We start from the raw sequence: 18,894 nt of genomic DNA on the forward strand, positions 1-18,894 counted from the left end.
CCATGGCGCAAGGGAGCCGCATGAGCACTGCCACTGCCGCTCCAGCGCGCCAGCCCATTTGGCTCGGCCTCGACAAGCTTGGCGTTCTCATCGCGGCGATCGCTGCGGCGGGGACGGTTTTGCCGTTCGCGCTGTTTCGCGCCAATCGCATCGTGCCGGGCGAGGCGCGCGGGATTCTCGAGGCCCTGCCGCCCGCCGAGGGCGCGGTGCTGCTCGCCGTGCTGGTGGGTGGGATCGTCGCGGCATTGCTGCGCCTGCCGCGCCGGATCAAGCTGGGGGCGGCGACACTGGCGCTGGTGGCACTGGCGATGATGATCGGGCGCTCGGCGGAGTTTCTGACGCCGCCGGAGAACACGTTTGCCCGGGTGTCGCCGGGCGCCGGGTTCTGGCTGCTGGTGTTTGCTTTTGCCCTGCTGCTGGCCGATTGCCTGACTCGATTGCGGCTCCAGCCCTGGCTGCGCATCGCCGTGCTCGCCGGCGTGGCCTTGGCGATGGCGGCGTGGCTGTGGTCGGGGGCCTGGAACGATCTGGCATTGCTCAAGGAATACAGCACCCGCGCCGCCGCGTTCTGGAACGAGGGGCGCACGCATCTGGCGCTGGCCTTTGGGTCGGTGGCGGCAGCGATTGCCGTGGGCGTGCCGCTGGGCGTCCTGTGCTTCAAGGTCAAGCCGCTGCGCGCGAGTGTGCTCGGCGTGCTCAACATCATCCAGACCGTCCCCTCCATTGCCCTTTTTGGCCTCCTGATCGCGCCGCTCGCCTGGGTGGCGGCCACGGTGCCGGGGGCGGCGCGGCTGGGGATTTCGGGCATTGGTGCGGCGCCGGCGCTGGTGGCGCTCTTTGCCTATGCGCTGCTGCCCATTGTCTCCAACACCGTGGTGGGGCTGGTCGGCGTGCCACCGGCAGCAGTGGATGCAGCGCGCGGCATGGGCATGACGGCAAGGCAACGACTGTTGGGCATCCAGTTTCCGCTGGCCTTTCCGGTGATCCTCACCGGCATTCGCATCGTGCTGGTGCAAAATATTGGCCTGGCGACTATCGCCGCGCTGATCGGGGGCGGGGGCTTTGGCGTCTTTGTGTTCCAGGGCATCGGGCAAACCGCGATGGACCTGGTGCTGCTGGGCGCCATTCCCACGGTGGCGCTGGCCTTTGCCGCGGCAGTGGTGCTCGACGCGCTGATCGAGATGAGCGGAGGGCGGGGGCGGCCGGCATGATCGAGATCGACAAAGTTTCCAAGATTTATGATGGCACCGCGGTGGTCGATGGGGTGACGCTGACCGTGGCGCCGCGCACGATCTGCGTGATCGTGGGCACGTCGGGCTCAGGCAAGACGACGCTGCTGCGCATGATCAACCGGCTGGTGGAGCCCAGTGCCGGCACGATCCGCATCGACGGCGAGGATACGCGCAGCATCGAGGCCTATCAGCTGCGCCGGCGCATGGGCTACGCCATCCAGGGGCATGGGCTGTTTCCTCACCGCACGGTGGCGCAGAACATCGCCACCGTGCCCAAGCTCCTCGGCTGGGACAAGGCGCGCCGCAACGCGCGGGTCGATGAACTGCTCGAGCTGTTCCAGCTTGATCCCGGCCAATATCGCGACCGGCTGCCCCATGAACTGTCGGGTGGCCAGCAACAGCGCATCGGGGTGGCGCGGGCGCTGGCGGCTGAGCCCAATATCTTGCTGATGGACGAGCCCTATGGCGCGCTTGATCCCCTGATCCGCGCCAAGGCGCAGGAGGATCTGCTGGCGATCCAGCGGCGGTTCAAGACCACGATCGTGCTCGTGACCCATGACATGGAAGAAGCCATTCACCTGGGCGACACGATCGCGGTGATGGACAAGGGCCAGCTGTTGCAATGCGCCGCGCCCGCCGAGATCATCGCCCGTCCCGCGAGCCCCTTTGTAGCCGAGCTGATCGGCACCAGCGAACGCCCGTTCCGCCTGCTGTCGCTCGAGCGGGTGGGCGATCATCTCGAGCCCGGCACCGCAACGGGCGAGCCGATCGAGGCGGGCGCTTCGCTGCGGGATGCTTTGGCCGAATTGCTATGGTCGGGGCGGGCGGCGCTGCCGGTGCGCCGGGACGGGCAGATCGTGGGGCAGGTGACGCGCGAGGCGCTGTCGCGGCTGGCGGCGCGACCGCAATGACAGTGGGCAATGGGGTGCGGCTGCTGGCGCTCGCGGTGCTGGTGCTGTTTTTGATCCAGCCCGAGCTGTTCAGCCCGTTTTTTGCGCTGTTCACCAAGCCGGGGCAGCCGGCGATCTACAACCAGGGCGGTCTGCTCGACATCACGTTCAACCATTTGGCGATCGTGCTGGCGGCCACCATCGCCGCCACCATTGCGGCGGCCGGGCTGGCGATCGTGGTGACCCGCCCGTTCGGGGCCGAGTTCCTGCCGCTTTGCCGTTCCCTGGCCAATATCGGGCAGACCTTTCCGCCGGTGGCGGTGCTGGCGCTGGCGGTGCCGGCGCTCAACAGTTTCGGCACGGCGCCGACGCTGCTGGCGCTGTTTTTGTATGCGCTGCTGCCCATCTTCGAAAATACCCTCACGGGCCTCACCAATCTGCCCGCCGCGGTGACCGATGCGGCCAAGGGCATGGGGATGACGGGATGGCAGCGGCTCATGAAGGTCGAGCTGCCGCTGGCGCTGCCGGTGATCCTCGCGGGCATTCGGCTCTCGACGGTGATTTCGCTCTCCACGGCGACCATCGGCTCGACCGTGGCGGCGCGCACGCTGGGCGAAGTTATCATCGCCGGCCTGTTAACGGGTAATACTGCCTTCGTGCTGCAGGGCGGGCTGATCGTGGCTGTTCTTGCGGTGCTGATTTATGATGGGCTTTCGGCGCTCGAGCGGATGCTGATGGTGCGGACGGGGCAGGCGGGCCGGGCGGAGGGGTGAAGGATGGCGCGCGATCACGAATTGGAGCAGCGGGTGCTCGACGATCTCGGACCGCTGCCGGGGTTGAGCGAGAAAGCCATGTTTGGCGGGCTGGTCTGGCTGCTCGATGGGCACATGTTGTGTGCGGCCACCGGCGAAGGTCTGATGGTGCGGCTGGGCAGGGGCAATGACGCCTGGGCGCTGCAAGAGCCTGATATTGCTGTGGTCGTGATGTCTGGCAAGCCGATGCCGGGCTGGGTGCGGGCGGGCATCGGGGCCTGTGCCGACGAGCAATTGTGGCGGCGCCTGCTCGATGCGGCGGTCACTTTCGTGGGCGCGCTACCGCCCAAAAACTGAGGGTTTTTGCCTTCGAGCGGACACAAAGATGAACCCCAGCTGAACGGGGTTTTAATCATGAGTTCAATGGTCTGCGCTAAAGTGCTCATGTCCAGCCAGTTGAAAGCCGAACCACCATGAACAAGCGACAGGAAAAGGTGTTGATCGCGACGCTGTGCGGCTTGGTCGTGACCGCAGCGGCAGGCTTTGTAATTCAGCCGGCCAATGCGGCCAGCACGCCGGTGCAGGCGAGCTCTTTTGCCGGCGAACCGGTGGCGCTGCCGAGAGCGCCAACGCTGCAGGTCCTGACGCAGCCGCTGGCGCCTCCCGGCCTCTGGCATTGACTTTTCCGGCTGGCTGCTATTCGCAAGAAGCGGTCAGTTGGAGTGCTTTGCGATGGATGCCAATCCCGTTCTTGCCGAAACCACCCGCGGCAACTGGATCGAGAACCGCCATCGTGGCGCCTTTGCCGTGGTGGATGCCAATGGCGCGCTGATCGCCTCGGCCGGCGATATCGACTTTCCCATCTTTCCCCGCTCAGCCATTAAATCCATGCAGGCGCTGGCCATCTTTGGCAGCGACGCCATTGGCGAGTTCCATCACACCCCTCAGGAGCTGGCGCTGGCCTGCGCTTCCCACCATGGCGAGGAGCCGCATGTGGAAGGCGTCGCCCATCTGCTGGAGCGATTGGGGCTGTCGGTGGATGACCTGGAATGCGGCGCCCATCCGCCCACCAACCCGGCGGCGCGCGAGGCGCTGCGCCAGGCGGGGCTCAAGCCCACGGCACTGCACAATAATTGCTCGGGCAAGCATGGCGGCATGCTGAGCGTGGCGCTGGCCATGGGCCTGCCGACCAAGGGCTATGTGGAGCGTGAGCACGCGGTGCAGCGCGCGGTGCGCGACGCCATTGAAATGGTGATCGGCGAACCGCTGAGCGAAGAGCGCTGCGGCACTGACGGCTGTTCCATCCCCACTTTTGCGGCGCCCTTGCGCGCCTTTGCCCGCGGCTTTGCCGTCATGGCGACGGGGCGGGGTCTGCCGGCCGACATGGCGGCGGGCGCGCGGCAGCTGTTTGACGCGGCCACGCAACACCCGCTGCTGGTGGCGGGAACGGGGCATGCCGATACGCGCATCATGGCCGTCTTTGGTGGGCGGGTGATGCAAAAGATCGGCGCCGAAGGGGTGCAGTGCGGCGCGATCCGCGACAAGGGCTGGGGCTATGCCCTCAAATGCGATGACGGCAACATGGCTGCTTCCCAGTCCATGCTGGCAGGCCTGCTGCTGAACTATTCCGATCCCGAGGCCGACCAGCTGGCAGTGCTGCAATCCATTGCCAACCGGCCGATCAACAGCGTCCGGGGTGCTCAGGTGGGGTGGCTGCGCCCGGCTGGTCCCCTGGCTTAAACCATGGCGCGGCTTGTCCCTGCCGCCGGCACACCGCTATAAGGACCCACCTTAGTCAGGGCGAGGCCGATGCGCGACAGTGATCAAATCTTTCTCGGGGCCAGCACGCAGCCAGAAACCCTGGCGCTGCGCTATGCCAATCGGCATGGGCTGATCACCGGGGCGACCGGCACCGGCAAGACGGTGACCCTGCAGGTGCTGGCGGAAGGATTTTCGCGCGCCGGGGTGCCGGTGTTCTGCGCCGACATCAAGGGCGATCTATCGGGGCTCGCCGTTGCGGGCGAGGCCAAGCCGGCGCTGATGGAGCGGGCCGACAAGATCGGGCTGCCTGGGGGACTGGCATTCGAGGGCTCGCCCACGATTTTCTGGGACCTGTTCGGCAAGCAGGGCCATCCCGTCCGGACCACGATTTCGGAGATCGGGCCGCTGCTGCTGAGCCGCTTGCTCGATCTCAACGACACCCAGGAAGGCGTGCTCAACATTGCCTTCAAGGTGGCCGATGATGAAGGCCTGTTGCTGCTCGACCTCAAGGATCTGCGGGCGTTGCTGACTGATCTCGGGCAGCGCAGCAAGGAGATCTCGCTGCGCTATGGCAATGTGAGCTCGGCCAGCATTGGCGCGATCCAGCGCGACCTGCTGGTGCTGGAACAGCAGGGGGCGGAAAGCTTTTTCGGCGAACGGGCGCTCGAGATCGCCGATCTCATGCGCACCGACCGCGACGGGCGCGGTTTTGTGTCGGTGCTGGCCGCCGACGAGCTGATGCGCTCGCCCCGGCTGTATTCAACCTTCCTGCTCTGGCTGTTGTCGGAGCTGTTCGAGGAACTGCCCGAGGTCGGCGACCCGGAAAAACCCCGGCTGGTATTCTTTTTCGATGAAGCGCATCTGCTGTTCGACGATGCGCCCAAGGCGCTGATCGACAAGGTCGAGCAGGTGGTCAAGCTCATTCGCTCCAAGGGCGTGGGCGTGTATTTCGTGACCCAGAACCCTGCCGATATTCCCGAAGCGGTGCTGGCGCAACTGGGCAACCGGGTGCAGCACGCGCTACGCGCCTATACGCCGCGCGAGCAAAAGGCGGTGCGCGTAGCAGCCGAAACTTTCCGGGCCAACCCGGCTTTTTCCACCGAGGAAGCCATTACCCAGCTGGGGACCGGCGAAGCGCTGGTCTCGACGCTAGGCGAAAAGGGCGTTCCTTCAATGGTTGGGCGCACCATGATCCGCCCGCCAAGCGGCCGCATCGGTCCGCTGACCCCGGCCGAGCGGCAGGCCGTGATTGCCGATTCGCCAGTCGGGGGGCTCTATGATGCGGTGATCGACCGGGATTCAGCGTTTGAAGTTTTGGCGCGCAAGGCCGAGCGCCGCCAAGATGAGGCGGGCGCCGAGCGAGAGCGCAAGGAGACGCAGGCCCCCCGGCGTTCCTCACGCCAGACTCCGGCGGAAGCGGCGATGAATTCACTGGCCCGCACCGTGGCCAACCGGCTGGGCAGTGCGCTGGTGCGCGGCGTGCTTGGCAGCCTGAAGCGGGGATGGTGATGATGGCGGATTCGGTTTCCCCCACAGTGACATTGGCGGTTTTCGCGTCTGACCGGGGGCCGGGCGATCCCGAGCGCTCGAGCATCATGAGCCAGGCGGGAAGCCTGTTTGCCCGCAGGGGCGCCGCGATCGTGTGCCTGGCCGAGCAAGGCGTACTGCCGGTGCCGCTGATCACCGCGGCGCGCGCTGCTGGCGGGCGGGTGCAGATCATTGGGGACGACACCATTGTGCTGCCGCCAGCGCTTGACGGCGTGCCGCTTGAGATCATTGCCGATCGCAGCGAACGGGCGGCCCGGGTCGGGGCGCTTGCCGATGCCTTCGTGGCGCTGCCGGGGTCGCTGGCTTCGATTTCGGCCCTTTTCACCACCTGGTCCGCCGCCAAGGAAAAGGGACTGGTGCGGCCCGTGGTCATGCTCAACCGGCACAAGGCCTTTGATGTGGTGCGCGGTTATGCGGCCGATGTGCTGTCGCACAGCCTGCAGGGCCATGATCGCCTGCTGCAGTTTTCCGATTCGGTCGAGGATGTCTGGACGCGGGCGAGCCGGTTGGTAGGCGAGCGCTAGTTCGGCGAGAGCTGGGGCGCGCTGGGCTGCGCTCGCTTGGGAAACAGCTGCACCACATTGTCCGAAGCGCGCCGGTTAAAAAGCGGCTGGGGCGAGATGCCGGGCAGGTTTTTACGGCGCTCCGGGCCGCGGTAGACAGGCACGGGGCTATAACCGGTGCCGGCGGCGGCCCGCAGGCGGGCCTGCACCCGCTGCAGCAGATGGCGGGGCGACATTGGCTTGATCACCACTTCATCAATTCCGGCGCTGATGGCCTGATGGCGCATGGGCGGGGTGATGGCACGGGTGAGCGCGATCACCGGCACCTCGCGGCAGAGAATGGTGAGGTCGAGCCGGATCGCTTCCACCATTTCATAGGCGGGGCGGCCTTCCCGATCGAAATCGACGATCAAGACATCAATGGGGGCAAGGCGCATATAAGCAAAGAGCGCGGCTTCGCAATCGAACTGGCGCACGCGCAGCCGCAGGTCACCAGCCAGAACCATCGCCAGCAGGGATGACAGCGCGTCATTGGCTGCAAAAACAGCGACAAGTTTGCCTGATGAAGACACGCACACAACCCCTAATGGTAAACAAAGGGTTAGCAGGTGACATTGAGTCGGGCGAAGCAAAGCCGCAGCGCCCACAGCATTTCTTGTGGAAAGCACAGATGAAGGCTTGGGGGCGGGGCGAGGCCCAAAGCAAGAGGCCCGCCGCAATCAAGCGACGGGCCCATTGGCTGGAAGCGGAAGCGATCAGCCGCGCGCTTCGGTGAACATCTGCTCGACATGTTCCCAGTTCACGAGGTTATCGAACCAGGCTTCGAGATATTTCGGGCGGGCATTGCGATAGTCGATGTAATAGGAGTGCTCCCACACATCGACGCCCAAGATCGGCTTGCCGCCATGCACGAGCGGGGACTCGCCATTGGCGGTCTTGGTGACTTCGAGCTTGCCGTTCTTGACCGACAGCCATGCCCAGCCCGAACCGAACTGGGTGGTGCCGGCATTGATGAAATCGGCACGGAACTTGTCAAAACCGCCAAGGTCGGAGTCGATGGCTGCCTGCAGCGCGCCGGGCAGTTTGTTGCCGCCGCCATTGGGCTTCATCCACTGCCAGAAATGCACGTGGTTATAGTGCTGGCCGGCATTGTTGAAGAGGCCCTGATTGGTGCCAAAGCTCGCCTGCACGATTTCTTCGAGGCTCTTGCCTTCCAGCCCCGAGCCTTCCAGCAGCTTGTTGCCGTTGGTCACATAAGCCTGGTGGTGCTTGTCGTGGTGAAACTCAAGCGTTTCGGCCGACATATAGGGGCCAAGCGCGTCCTTGGAATAGGGCAGTTCGGGCAGTTCAAAAGCCATGAGTAGCCTCCTGTTGAATCGATAAGTCCGGGCCGGGTCCAAGCCTATAAGAGCTTGCCGGCATTGCTGCAATCAGCCCTGCGCTGATTGAGTTGATTGCGCCAGCCCTACGCAATCGAGCGCAAAGGCATAGCACATGGCGGTCTCCTTGATACGGTCGAACCGTCCCGAAGCGCCGCCATGCCCTGCGCCCATATTGGTCTTGAGGTAAAGCGGCGCTGCGCCGGTTTTGGTTGCACGCAATTTGGCGACCCATTTGGCGGGCTCCCAATAGGTGACGCGCGGATCGGTGAGGCCCGCAAGCGCAAAGATCGGCGGATAATCCTGGGCTGCGACCTGCTCATAGGGCGCGTAGCTAGCGATGCGGCGATAATCCTCGGCCGAAAGGAGGGGATTGCCCCATTCGGGCCATTCGGGCGGGGTGAGGGGGAGGGTGTCGTCGAGCATGGTGTTGAGCACATCCACGAACGGCACCTGGGCGAGGATCCCGCCCCACAGATCGGGCCGCATATTGGCGACGGCACCCATCAGCATGCCGCCGGCCGAGCCGCCTTGCGCGACGATCCGGCCCTTGGCGGTATAGCCTTGCGCGATCAGCATTTCGGCGGCGGCGATGAAATCGGTGAAGGTATTGGTCTTGTGCTCGCGCCGGCCCTGGGCATACCAGCGATAGCCCTTTTCCATGCCGCCCCGGATATGGGCAGTGGCATGGATGAAGCCGCGATCAACGAGCGAGAGGGCGGATACGGAGAAGGCCGCGGGCATCGACATGCCATAGGCGCCATAGCCGTAGAGCAGGGCAGGGGCTGTGCCATCGAGTGGGGTGCCCTGGCGATAAAGCACGGTGACCGGGACCTGCTCGCCATCGGGGGCGGTGGCAAACAGGCGCCGCGTCACGTAATCGGCGGGGTTGTGGCCGGAGGGCACTTCCTGCTCCTTGAGCAGCGTGCGCTCGCCGGTCTCGAGATCGAGGTCATAGGTGCGCGAGGGGGTCGTGGGCGAGGAATAGGTGAGGCGGAAGGTCGAGGTATCGAACTCGTAGCCCACTGACATGCCCAGCGAATAGGCTTCCTCGTCGAACCCGACGCTGTCCTCGGCGGAGGTGCGCAGGTCGCGCACGATGATGCGGCGCAGGCCTTCGAAACGCTCGAGCCGCAGCAGGTGGTTCTTGATCACCGTGGTGTCGAGGATCAGCACGCCCTGCTGGTGGGGCACGAGATCGGTCCAGTTCTCCGGCCCCGGATTGTCGGCGGGGGCGGTGACGATCTTGAAGTCTTCCGCGCCATCGGCATTGGTGCGGATGTAAAGCACGCCCTCGCGCTCATCGACGTCATATTCGCGCTCGGTCACGCGTGGGGCAACGCAGCGGAGTTCGCCCGTGCCGTTCGCGTCGAGCAGCCAGACTTCAGAGGTCTGGTGGTCATGGGCATCAACGACGATGAACTTGCCGGACAAGGTGCGCCCGACCCCGACGAAAAAGCCGGGATCGCTTTCCTCGAAAACAATGCGATCGCTCTCCTGGGGCGTGCCGATGCGATGTTCGCGCACGCGGAAGGGGCGGTGATTGTCGTCGTATTCGGTATAAAAGATGGCCGTGCTGTCGTTGTTCCAGACATAGGAGCCCGCGGTTTCGGCAATCACTTCCGGGCTGTCCGTGCCCGTGTCGAGATCGCGCACCACGATGTCGTAATATTCCGAGCCGGCGCGGTCGGCGGCCCAGGCGAGATAGCGGTGGGAGGGGTCGTGCTCGGCCCCGGCAAAGCCAAAATAGCCGTCGCCTGCCTCGATATTGCAGTCGAGGAGCACGGTTTCGGGCCCGCCATCGCGCGGGGTGCGCACGACCTGCGGATATTGCTTGCCCTCGAGCATGCGCGAATTATAGGCGAAGGGGCCATCGGGGGAGGGGATGCCGCTGTCGTCTTCCTTGATGCGGCCGCGGATCTCGCGATAGATCGTTTCCTGCAGATCAGCGGTCGGGGCGCCGAACTCGGCCTCGAAAAAGCTGTTTTCGGCTTCGAGATAATCGCGGATTTCCCCATCCAGCGTTTCGGGCTGCTGCATCACCTCCTGCCAATTGGGCGCGCGCAGCCAGTGATAGGGGTCCTCGCGCCGGTCATTGTGGTGCGTGGTGAAGTAGGGCTTGCGGGCGGCGACAGGTGGGGAAAGCTTGGGCATGAAAATTCCAGATGGGGCGAAAGCATCGGCCAAGGTGCCGGCTGCCCTCGCAGGGAGATGAAGGCAAGGTAGGGCTCCCGCCCGGTGATTTCCAGAGCGCAGCGGCAAAGCTGCAGCAACTCTGCAGGGCCAATTGTCACGCTCCCGTGATTTTAACTTGTCCCAGCAAGTCCATCCGCTAAGGTCGCCGCCCAAACAAACCGCCGGAATCGGCACTCAACTGGGGCGGACACTTGGAGTTCTGGACACCGGCAAGCTTGTATCTGGCAGTTGGGGCGCCCGCCCTGGCCGCACTCCTGGCGCCGCTGCTCGTGCGCTGGATGGGGGGAGCGGCCGGCTGGCTGCTGGCCCTGGTGCCTGCCGGCGTGTTCGTGCTGCTGTTGGGCGGGCTCGAAGCCGTGGCGGCCGGTCTGCCACTGCGCCAAGGCTTTGACTGGGTGCCGACCCTGGGGCTGCGCCTGTCCTTTGCGCTGGATGGGCTGAGCCTGTTGTTCAGCCTCACCATTGCGGCGGTGGGCACGCTGGTGGTGCTGTATTCCGGCGCTTATCTGAACGGGCATCCCCATCAAGGGCGCTTTCTCGCCTTTATCCTTGTTTTCATGTCGGCGATGCTCGGCGTGGTGCTGGCGGATTCCACGCTGGCGCTGTTTGCCTTCTGGGAGTTGACCTCGGTCACCTCGTTCCTTTTGATCGGGTTCGATCATAGGCGCGAGGCGGCGCGGCGGGCGGCCATCCAGGCACTGGTGATCACCAATATTGGCGGGCTGGCGCTGCTGATCGGCGTGCTGCTGCTGTGGCAGGCGACGGGCAGCTGGGAGCTGAGCGCGCTGGCCGGAACGGACATTCGCGCGCATGGGCTTTATGGCGCGATCCTGGGCTGTATCCTTCTGGCCGCCTTCACCAAATCCGCGCAGTTCCCGTTCCACTTCTGGCTCCCCAATGCCATGGAAGCGCCGACGCCCGTTTCGGCGTTTTTGCATTCGGCAACCATGGTCCAGGCCGGCGTTTATCTGCTGGCGCGCCTGTCCCCGACCTTGGGCGACACCCCGATCTGGACCTTGCTGCTGATCGTTTTTGGCGGCTTGACCCTGCTTTGGGGCGCTTTTGGCGCCTTGCGGCAAACCGATCTCAAGCAGATGCTGGCCCAGTCCACCATCGCGTCGCTCGGGCTGCTGGTGCTGTTGATCGGCATCGGCAACGAGGCGGCGATCTCGGCCATGGTGATCTATTTCCTCGCCCATGCCTGCTACAAGGCGGGCCTCTTCATGGTGGCGGGCGCGGTGGACCATGGCACGGGCACCCGCAATCTGCCCGCGCTAGGTGGCCTTGCCGATCAGATGCCGGTGAGCTTTATCGGCGCGGCGCTGGGGGCGCTTTCCATGATCGGCCTGCCGCTGACGCTGGGCTTTTTCGGCAAGGAAGAAATGTATCTGGCCCTGTTCGCCCCACGGCTCGACTCCCTGCTGGTGTTGGTGGTGCTGATCCTGGGCAATGCACTGCTGGCTGGCGTCGCCATGGTGGTGATGATCAAGCCGTTTCTCGGGCCGCTGCTGCCCACGCCCAAATCGCCCCATGAGGCACCCATTGCCATGCTGGCTGGCCCCATTCTGCTGGGCGGGGTGGCCATTTTGGGCGCAGTAGCGGTGGAATGGCTGGGCCATGACATCGTCGCACCCGCGGCGAGCACTATCCTGGGCGAACCGGCACTGAGCCATCTGGGGCTCGCCATCGATCTGCGCAGCCCCATCGTGTGGTTGTCCATCCTGACCTGGGGACTGGGCGTCGCCGTGTATTGGCAGGCAGCCACTATCCGCACCGTGCTGCGGCGCGGCGGGCGGGCGATGGGCTGGACCGCCGACCATGTGTTCGAACACGCCATGTTTGGCCTGATCCGCTTCGCGGCCGACGTCACCCGCTTCCTGCATCACGGCCGGCTTGAGGTTTACCTGCTCGTCGTGTTTGCCGCCCTGGCGCTCGTATTGCTGGTGCCGGTGATCGGTCTCGGTGGGCTCGATGTGCTGGGCTCATGGGCGCAGGGGAATTGGCCCGCCAATCTGCGGCCGACCATGCCCTATCTGCATGAATGGGTGGTGCTGGCGTTGGCGGTGACCGGGCTGGGTGCGGTGCTGCTCGCCCCCAGTCGGCTGGTCGCCATCCTGGCGCTGGGCATCCAGGGCACGGCCGTGGCGCTGCTTTATCTGCTGTTCGGCGCGCCGGACCTCGCCTTTACCCAATTCATGGTGGAAGTGCTTTCGGTCGTGATCCTCACCCTCGTGATGACGCGGCTGCGGCTCGATGAGCGCGATCACCGCCCGCTCGGGGAGGCGCTGCGCGATGGCGCGGTGGCGCTGGCCTGCGCTGTTGGCGTGAGCCTGACGCTGCTGTTGGTGCTGACCGGCACGCTCGACCCCACGCTCAGCGATTTCTTCACCGCCACCAGTGTGCCGATCGCGCATGGGCACAACATCGTCAACGTGATCCTGGTCGATTATCGCGGCTTTGATACGCTGGGCGAAATCTCGGTGCTGATGGCGACCGGCATTGCCATTCTGGCGCTGATCCGCGGCACGGCCAAGGCCGGCAGCGGCGCCAAGCGCCGGGCCGCCAAACCCGTTGAAGACGGCCTGGAGGGCGAGGCATGAACACCGTTATCTTTCGCACCACCGCCCCGGTGGTGATTGCCGTCATGCTGGTGTTTTCGGTGTTTATTTGCCTGCGCGGGCATAACGAGCCGGGTGGCGGCTTTATCGGTGGGCTGATCGCGGCGTCCGCCATCGCCATTTATGGCATGGCTGCGGGCGTGGATCGGGTGCGGCGCGCCATGCGGATCGATCCGCTGGCGCTGGCGGGCGCTGGCGTTCTGCTTGCCGCGGGCACGGGCGTGCTGTCGCTGTTTACCGGTTCACCCTTCATGACCAGCATCTGGTACGAGCTCAACCTGGGGGAATCCTCGGTGGCTCTTTCCACCCCGATGTTCTTTGATATCGGCGTGTATCTGGTGGTTTTTGGCAGTGTTTCGGCCATCGCCCTGGCGCTGGAAGCCGGTCGGGAGGAGGACCTCTGATGAATTTCTTTCTTGCCGTGCTTGTTGGCGTTTTCATCGGTTGCGGCGTTTATCTGCTGCTGTCCCAATCGGTGATCCGCATGCTGCTGGGCCTGACCGTGCTGGGGAACGGCATTAACCTCTTGATCTTCACCGCCGGCCGGCTGACCCGCGAAGTGGCGCCCATCGTGCCGCCCGGCCTTGATGTGCCGGTCGGGCCGATTGCCAATCCGCTGCCCCAGGCGCTGATCCTGACCGCCATCGTCATCAGCTTTGCCATGTTCAGCTTTCTTCTCGTGCTGGCCTTCCGCGCCTATCAGACGCTGGACGCGGACAACACCAACACCATGCGCCTGGCCGAACCGCCCGGGGCGCCCCAGCCGCCACTGAGTTATTGAGATGGCAGAGCCTTTTTCCCTGATGATCGGGATGACGCCGGCCAGCGAATGGATGGTGGTGCTGCCCCTGGTGCTGGCGCTGATGGGCTCGGCATTCCTGCTTGTGCTGCGCCGGGCACCCGGCGCACCCGCGATTGCCGCCATGCTGGTGGTGATCGGCATCATCGTTTGCGAGATCACCTTGATCGCGCGCATCCTGCGCGAAGGGCCGGTCAGCATGACCATGGGTGGCTGGCAGCCCCCATTTGGGATCAGTTTCACCGCCGACCTGCTTGGTGCCGGCTTTGCCCTTGCAGCCGCGATCGTCGCCCTGATCGTGCTGGTTTATGCCGAAGCGGAGCGGGATCCCGGCGAAGGCGCTCGCGATGGCTTTCACGCTCTGGTGCTGCTGCTGCTGGGCGGGGTGACCGGTTCGTTCCTGACCGGGGACCTGTTCAATCTTTATGTGTGGTTCGAGGTGATGCTGATCGCGTCCTTCGGGCTGCTGGTGTTGGGCGGCAAGCCGCTGCAGCTCGACGCCGCAGTGAAATACGGCTTTCTCAACATCATGGCGGCGAGCTTTTTCCTGCTCGCGCTCGGCCTGCTGCATGGCCTCTTGGGCACGCTCAACATGGCCGACATCATCGGCTCGGCCCCGGGGGCGAACCCGGCGGCGATGACGGCGGTGGCGGCCTTGCTGATGCTGGCCTTCGCCATCAAGGGCGCGGCCTTTCCGGTCAATGCCTGGCTGCCGGCGTCCTATCATGCGCCATCCGCCGCCGTTTCGGCGCTGCTGGGCGGCTTGTTGACCAAGGTGGGCGTTTTTGCCCTGTTGCGCACCATGATCGTGCTGCTGCCCGGCAGCTATGGCTTGCTGCAGCCCTTGCTTGCCACCGCGGCGATCGCGAGCCTGGTGCTGGGGCCGCTTGGCGCCATTGCTGAAACCAATCTGCGCCGCGCCATCGGCTTCATGCTGATTGGTGGCATTGGCGCGGTGCTGGCCGGCATCGCCATGCCAACCCCCGAAGGCATTGCCGGTGCCGGGCTTTATATCTTCCACGCCATCTTCACCCTCACGGGACTGTACCTCGTGGCGGGCATGATCGAGCGCCGTACCGGGCAAACCGATACGCGCCAAATGGGTGGGCTTTATGCAGCCTCGACCCCCATGTCGATCCTGTTCTTCTTGCTGGTGCTGGCGGTTGCCGGCGTGCCGCCGCTGCTGGGTTTCTGGCCCAAATTGCTGCTGCTGCAAGCCGCAACGGCCGGGTTCGAGGGCGGAGTTGATCCGGCGCGGCTGCTGTTGATGCTTGCCCTGCTGGGCAATGCGGTGCTGACGCTTATTGCGGGCACCCGGATCTGGGCGCATGTGTTCTGGCGCGGCGGCTGGGAAGGGGCGGGTTCCGAGCACCAGAATGCGCCGCTTGTGACAGTGCCTCGTCGCTCGAGCCTGCTGACCTTTGGAGCCACTGGCGCCCTGGTGGTGCTCGTGGTTGCGGCCGGGCTTTGGCCCAATCCGCTGCTCGACGCGGCGCGGATCGGGGTCGCCGACATGACTGATCCGCAGCGCTATATCGCGGCGGTGGAACTCGCGGGAGAAGCACCATGAAGCTGCCACTGCTGGTGATCGTCCTGGCGCTGCTCTGGCTGGCCATAACCGGCAATTTCAGTGGCGCCAATCTGGTGTTTGGCGCCGTGATTGCCGTGGGCGCCATGTTCCTGCTGCGCGACTCGGTGGCGCCGCCCCGCGCGCTCAAGCGCCTGCGGCGGATCGTCTCGCTCGCGGTCCTGTTCGTGTATGAACTCAATCTCAGCGCCATCCGCGTGGCCATTCTGGTGCTGACGCCTGACCTGAAGTCGGCGCTCCGCCCGGCGGTAGTTGCGGTGCCGCTCAAGGTCAAAAGCGATGCCGAGATCACCCTTCTGGCCAATCTCATCACCCTGACGCCGGGCACGCTGAGCATCGATCTGTCGCCCGACCGCAGCCATCTCTATGTGCATGCGCTGTCGGTATCCGACCCGCAGGCAGTGATCGACGATATCGCTTCGGGCTTTGAAGCGCGCATCCGCAAGGTGTTCCAATGATGCCGGCAACCGAGTTCCTGGCCCATGCCACGACGGCGGCGCTGGTGCTGCAGGCTGCCGCCTTGTTGTTGTCGGTGGTGCGGATCATCATCGGACCGACCCTGGCCGATCGGGTGCTGGCGCTTGATCTCTTGACCGTGGTGGCGCTGGGCTTTGTCAGCATCATCGCCATTCGCACCGGGCTGATGCTGTATCTCGATATCGCTATCGCTCTGGGGCTGCTAGGCTTTCTGGCAACGATCGCCCTGGCGCGCTATCTGCTGGCCCGCCGCAAGGCCAGCACCATCGCCGCGGTGGAGAGCAAGCCATGATTGTTGAGCTGGCGCTTTATCTTGCGGCGTTGCTGATGCTGGTGGGGGCGGTGTTCAGCCTCCTCGCCACGATCGGCGTGCTGCGCTTTCCCGATCTGCTGACCCGCATGCATGCCGCCTCCAAGGCGGGGGCGGTTGGTGGTGGCTTGCTGCTGCTGGCCGTGGCGCTGGTGAGCCAGGATGCGGCAGTGGCGCTGCGGGCCATCCTGGGCATCCTGTTCCTGTTGCTGACCACCCCGGTTGCGGCCCATTTGCTGGCGCGCGTCACCTACCAGCCCGCCGAGGAAAGCGGGCAGCAGGTCACTCCTCCCCCGGAGTAGTATGGTAGTAATTGCTCCGAGGCCTTGAGACCGCCCAAATTGTCGCAACAGTTAGGCGGTAGGTATCATTGCGCCTGCGCCTAAAGACGCATAAGTAAACAGTCACGGCGGTGAGTTAGGCTCACCCAAAAACAATAACAGAAAGGTTAACAAATGAACGATACCGCTGAGGCGGCGAGCGGCTACGAGACGGATCTAATCGAACTCAGTTCAGATATCGTATCGGCTTACGTCAGTCATAATGCCGTGAGTCCTACTGATCTGACGAAATTGATCTCGGAAGTTCATGGTGCCCTGCGCTTGTTGCAGAGCAACGAAGTACCCGCGCCCCCGCCCGAAGAACTTAAGCCTGCTGTGTCGGTCCGCAAGTCTGTGGCGCCTGACTACATTATTTGTCTTGAAGACGGCAAGAAGTTCAAGTCGCTCAAGCGCCATCTGCGTACCCACTACAATATGTCTCCCGAAGAATATCGCGAGAAGTGGGGTTTGCCTGCAGATTACCCAATGGTCGCGCCGAACTATTCTGCGACCCGCTCCAAGCTCGCCAAAGATAACGGGCTCGGCCGCAAGGCTGTCTAAGCCCAGCTAACCGCTACGACTGGTCGCGTTCGCATCGCTCACGAGCGATTCAGGACGGCGGCTATGATCTGCCCCTCAAACGGCCGCTCCTGGAGCGGCCGTTTGACTTTGTGGGGTTTGTGCGCCCCAACTTATCCCCGCCCGGGCTTTACCGATGCAGTATCTAGGAATAAATTCCTTGATGCGCGGAGGTTGCAAGATGTCAGGGCAAACAGCACAACGAACTCAAGGCCGGCCCGACCCCGCGTGCGAGCAGGTGATTGCCTTGGTGGCGCGGCGGAAAAACGTGCCAGACGAACTGCTTACCAGCCGCTCGCGCTGTCGGTTCGCTGCGTCGCGGGCCCGGCAACTGGCCATGTATCTGGCGCATGTAAGCCTGGGGCGCAGTTTGACCCAAGTGGGCGCGGTGTTCGGGCGCGATAGGACAACAGTCTCGTATGCTTGCGCGCTGATCGAAGATCTGCGCGATGATCCGCGTTTCGACGACGAGGTCTGCGACCTCGAGCAGCGAATCGCCGGCCTGGTGGTGGGAGCGTCCGCTCATGAGCACTAAGCCAGGCGAGGTCAGCGCACCCCGATCGGCGGACCATCCCCTGCAGCGGCTGGGTGCGGGTAAGGATGACGAAGCCTTTCTCCAGGCTCATCACCTGCTGGCCGCCGAGCGGCTGATGCGGCTGGTGGACCGGGCGCGGCTCACCCCGCGCGTGACCATGTCCTATGATCCGGCGCGAGTGGGTGGGGGCAGAGGTGGGGGCAACGCCGCGCTCGAGATGTCCGATGCGGCCGCGGACGCGCGCAAGCGCCTCGGGCAGATCGCCGTGGCCATGCCGGGCGATTGCTGGGGCGTGGTGATCGATGTGTGCGGCTTCAGCAAGGGGCTGCAAGCGGTGGAAACCGAGCGGCAATGGCCGCGGCGCAGCGCCAAGCTGGTGCTGCGGATTGGGCTGGAGCAGCTCGCGCGGTTGTGGGGCTTGTCGGGCAGTGCTAGCGGGCCGGAGCAAAGTCGGGCGCGGGGATGGCTAGCGGAAAGGTTGCCGTTGATCGGGGAGGAGGAGGATACGCCGGGGCGCTAGCTTGCGCTCAGCGCCCGCCCTTCGGAGCGGATGCGGTTGACCATGGCAACGAGCCCATTGGAGCGCTGCATCCCCAGATGCTCGCTCAGCCCGATCTTTTCGAACCAGGAGACCGCATCGGTTTGCGCGACCTCGGCGGCCGGACGGCCCGAATAAAGCGCGATCAGGATCGCCACCAAGCCTTTGGTGATGATGGCATCGGACTGGCCCTTGAAGGTCATGGTGGTAGAATCGCCCCCGCGATTGGCCTCCGACACCAGCCACACATTGGACGCGCAACCCTTGACCTTGTTTTCCGGGGTCTTGTCGGCGTCCGGCATGGGGGGCAGGGCTTGGCCAAGCTCGATGACGTAATTCAGCCGATCCTCCCAGTCGTCAAGGAAGGAAAGGTTTTCGGCAATGTCCTGGAAGGCTTGTGGCTCGCTCATTCCTTTTAACTAGGGCACCGCAAGCGCCTTTTCCAGATGCAATGCGCTAGCTGCGGCGCGGACGTGGCCGCGGCAGGGGCACGGCGTCGGCCATCGACGGGGCAGGGGCCAGCGCGGGTGGCGTTGCTGGTGCAGAAGCCGCGAGGGCTCCCGACAGCAGTGCCTTGCCGCCGGCGCATTCAAGGCTGGTGCAGGTGATTTGTGCGACGCCGTGCGAGGCGGCCTGGCGACCGGCCGCAACAGCCGTGGCTGACAGGTCCGAGCCCATGCGCGCGAGATCGGCACCGGGCTTGATCACCATATAGGCCAGACACAGCCAGAACATTGAGCGCAGCAAGAACATCATGTTTTCCGCGGTTGCCCGAAAGGGCCTGCCTCCGCGCGTCATTAAACCACAGCCGGGGTGATCGATAAGCTTTGATGCAAATGCTGCTTAACAGATTTCCCATGCACACACCT

General features: G+C 64.5%; 23 protein-coding genes. 18 read left to right on the forward strand and 5 right to left on the reverse strand.

The window, feature by feature from the left end; translation table 11 throughout:
* The first annotated feature begins 20 nt into the window (after window positions 1-20).
* The 8 genes from HRU92_RS01510 (at window position 21) to HRU92_RS01545 (ending at window position 6,707) form a co-directional block, all read left to right on the forward strand.
* Window positions 21-1,211, forward strand: a complete 1,191-nt coding sequence (locus HRU92_RS01510; protein ID WP_172122721.1) for an ABC transporter permease — start codon at window positions 21-23, stop codon at window positions 1,209-1,211.
* A complete protein-coding gene (locus tag HRU92_RS01515) occupies window positions 1,208-2,143 on the forward strand; it encodes an ABC transporter ATP-binding protein (RefSeq protein WP_172122722.1) in 936 nt (311 codons plus the stop codon). The genes HRU92_RS01510 and HRU92_RS01515 overlap by 4 nt, the downstream gene beginning before the upstream one ends.
* The gene (locus HRU92_RS01520) at window positions 2,140-2,895 is read left to right on the forward strand and encodes an ABC transporter permease (RefSeq protein ID WP_172122723.1); all 756 of its coding nucleotides are present in this window, start codon (window positions 2,140-2,142) and stop codon (window positions 2,893-2,895) included. The genes HRU92_RS01515 and HRU92_RS01520 overlap by 4 nt, the downstream gene beginning before the upstream one ends.
* Window positions 2,896-2,898: 3 nt before the next feature.
* The gene (locus HRU92_RS01525; protein ID WP_173087454.1) at window positions 2,899-3,231 is read left to right on the forward strand and encodes a TfoX/Sxy family protein; all 333 of its coding nucleotides are present in this window, start codon (window positions 2,899-2,901) and stop codon (window positions 3,229-3,231) included.
* A gap of 116 nt (window positions 3,232-3,347) precedes the next feature.
* On the forward strand, window positions 3,348-3,554 hold the full coding sequence (locus HRU92_RS01530) for a hypothetical protein (protein ID WP_127752343.1): 207 nt from the start codon (window positions 3,348-3,350) through the stop codon (window positions 3,552-3,554).
* A gap of 52 nt (window positions 3,555-3,606) precedes the next feature.
* Window positions 3,607-4,614: an asparaginase gene (locus tag HRU92_RS01535; protein WP_172122725.1), complete on the forward strand. Its 1,008-nt coding sequence runs from the start codon at window positions 3,607-3,609 to the stop codon at window positions 4,612-4,614.
* Between the two features lie 69 nt (window positions 4,615-4,683).
* On the forward strand, window positions 4,684-6,144 hold the full coding sequence (locus HRU92_RS01540) for a helicase HerA-like domain-containing protein (RefSeq protein ID WP_172122726.1): 1,461 nt from the start codon (window positions 4,684-4,686) through the stop codon (window positions 6,142-6,144).
* Window positions 6,144-6,707: a hypothetical protein gene (locus HRU92_RS01545; RefSeq protein ID WP_172122727.1), complete on the forward strand. Its 564-nt coding sequence runs from the start codon at window positions 6,144-6,146 to the stop codon at window positions 6,705-6,707. The genes HRU92_RS01540 and HRU92_RS01545 overlap by 1 nt, the downstream gene beginning before the upstream one ends.
* Here the strand turns inward: HRU92_RS01545 and HRU92_RS01550 are convergent.
* The 3 genes from HRU92_RS01550 to HRU92_RS01560 form a co-directional block, all read right to left on the reverse strand.
* On the reverse strand, window positions 6,704-7,258 hold the full coding sequence (locus HRU92_RS01550; protein WP_172122728.1) for a response regulator: 555 nt from the start codon (window positions 7,256-7,258) through the stop codon (window positions 6,704-6,706). The genes HRU92_RS01545 and HRU92_RS01550 overlap by 4 nt on opposite strands.
* Window positions 7,259-7,441: 183 nt before the next feature.
* Entirely contained in the window at window positions 7,442-8,044 is a 603-nt protein-coding gene (locus HRU92_RS01555) for a superoxide dismutase (RefSeq protein WP_172122729.1), read from the reverse strand.
* Between the two features lie 72 nt (window positions 8,045-8,116).
* A complete protein-coding gene (locus HRU92_RS01560) occupies window positions 8,117-10,219 on the reverse strand; it encodes a S9 family peptidase (protein WP_172122730.1) in 2,103 nt (700 codons plus the stop codon).
* A 320-nt stretch (window positions 10,220-10,539) separates the two neighbouring features.
* Here HRU92_RS01560 and mbhE point away from each other — a divergent pair, with 320 nt between their 5' ends.
* The 10 genes from mbhE (at window position 10,540) to HRU92_RS01610 (ending at window position 18,007) form a co-directional block, all read left to right on the forward strand.
* Window positions 10,540-12,861 (forward strand): hydrogen gas-evolving membrane-bound hydrogenase subunit E, encoded by a 2,322-nt coding sequence (mbhE, locus tag HRU92_RS01565; RefSeq protein ID WP_172124881.1) that lies wholly within the window; start codon window positions 10,540-10,542, stop codon window positions 12,859-12,861.
* Window positions 12,858-13,283 (forward strand): Na+/H+ antiporter subunit B, encoded by a 426-nt coding sequence (locus HRU92_RS01570; protein WP_127752350.1) that lies wholly within the window; start codon window positions 12,858-12,860, stop codon window positions 13,281-13,283. The genes mbhE and HRU92_RS01570 overlap by 4 nt, the downstream gene beginning before the upstream one ends.
* On the forward strand, window positions 13,283-13,660 hold the full coding sequence (locus tag HRU92_RS01575; protein WP_127752351.1) for a Na+/H+ antiporter subunit C: 378 nt from the start codon (window positions 13,283-13,285) through the stop codon (window positions 13,658-13,660). Before HRU92_RS01570 ends, HRU92_RS01575 begins: the two co-directional genes overlap by 1 nt.
* Before the next feature lies 1 nt (window position 13,661).
* Window positions 13,662-15,248 (forward strand): proton-conducting transporter membrane subunit, encoded by a 1,587-nt coding sequence (locus HRU92_RS01580; RefSeq protein WP_173087456.1) that lies wholly within the window; start codon window positions 13,662-13,664, stop codon window positions 15,246-15,248.
* Window positions 15,245-15,724: a Na+/H+ antiporter subunit E gene (locus HRU92_RS01585; RefSeq protein ID WP_172122733.1), complete on the forward strand. Its 480-nt coding sequence runs from the start codon at window positions 15,245-15,247 to the stop codon at window positions 15,722-15,724. Before HRU92_RS01580 ends, HRU92_RS01585 begins: the two co-directional genes overlap by 4 nt.
* Window positions 15,721-16,035: a cation:proton antiporter gene (locus HRU92_RS01590; protein ID WP_172122734.1), complete on the forward strand. Its 315-nt coding sequence runs from the start codon at window positions 15,721-15,723 to the stop codon at window positions 16,033-16,035. Before HRU92_RS01585 ends, HRU92_RS01590 begins: the two co-directional genes overlap by 4 nt.
* On the forward strand, window positions 16,032-16,355 hold the full coding sequence (gene mnhG / locus HRU92_RS01595) for a monovalent cation/H(+) antiporter subunit G (RefSeq protein ID WP_127752355.1): 324 nt from the start codon (window positions 16,032-16,034) through the stop codon (window positions 16,353-16,355). Before HRU92_RS01590 ends, mnhG begins: the two co-directional genes overlap by 4 nt.
* Window positions 16,356-16,508: 153 nt before the next feature.
* Window positions 16,509-16,934 carry a MucR family transcriptional regulator gene (locus HRU92_RS01600; RefSeq protein ID WP_127752356.1) on the forward strand — a complete coding sequence of 142 codons (426 nt, stop codon included), beginning with the start codon at window positions 16,509-16,511 and terminating at the stop codon, window positions 16,932-16,934.
* Window positions 16,935-17,133: 199 nt separating this feature from the next.
* A complete protein-coding gene (locus HRU92_RS01605) occupies window positions 17,134-17,487 on the forward strand; it encodes a helix-turn-helix domain-containing protein (RefSeq protein ID WP_172122735.1) in 354 nt (117 codons plus the stop codon).
* Entirely contained in the window at window positions 17,477-18,007 is a 531-nt protein-coding gene (locus tag HRU92_RS01610; RefSeq protein WP_172122736.1) for a DUF6456 domain-containing protein, read from the forward strand. Before HRU92_RS01605 ends, HRU92_RS01610 begins: the two co-directional genes overlap by 11 nt.
* Here HRU92_RS01610 and HRU92_RS01615 read toward each other — a convergent pair.
* Together HRU92_RS01615 and HRU92_RS01620 are read right to left on the reverse strand one after the other, a co-directional pair.
* Window positions 18,004-18,435 carry a SufE family protein gene (locus HRU92_RS01615; protein WP_172122737.1) on the reverse strand — a complete coding sequence of 144 codons (432 nt, stop codon included), beginning with the start codon at window positions 18,433-18,435 and terminating at the stop codon, window positions 18,004-18,006. The genes HRU92_RS01610 and HRU92_RS01615 overlap by 4 nt on opposite strands.
* A 46-nt stretch (window positions 18,436-18,481) precedes the next feature.
* On the reverse strand, window positions 18,482-18,781 hold the full coding sequence (locus HRU92_RS01620) for a hypothetical protein (protein WP_172122738.1): 300 nt from the start codon (window positions 18,779-18,781) through the stop codon (window positions 18,482-18,484).
* Window positions 18,782-18,894: the final 113 nt, after the last annotated feature.

This window comes from Devosia sp. 1635, assembly GCF_013185955.1.
In the GTDB taxonomy this organism is placed as follows: domain Bacteria; phylum Pseudomonadota; class Alphaproteobacteria; order Rhizobiales; family Devosiaceae; genus Devosia.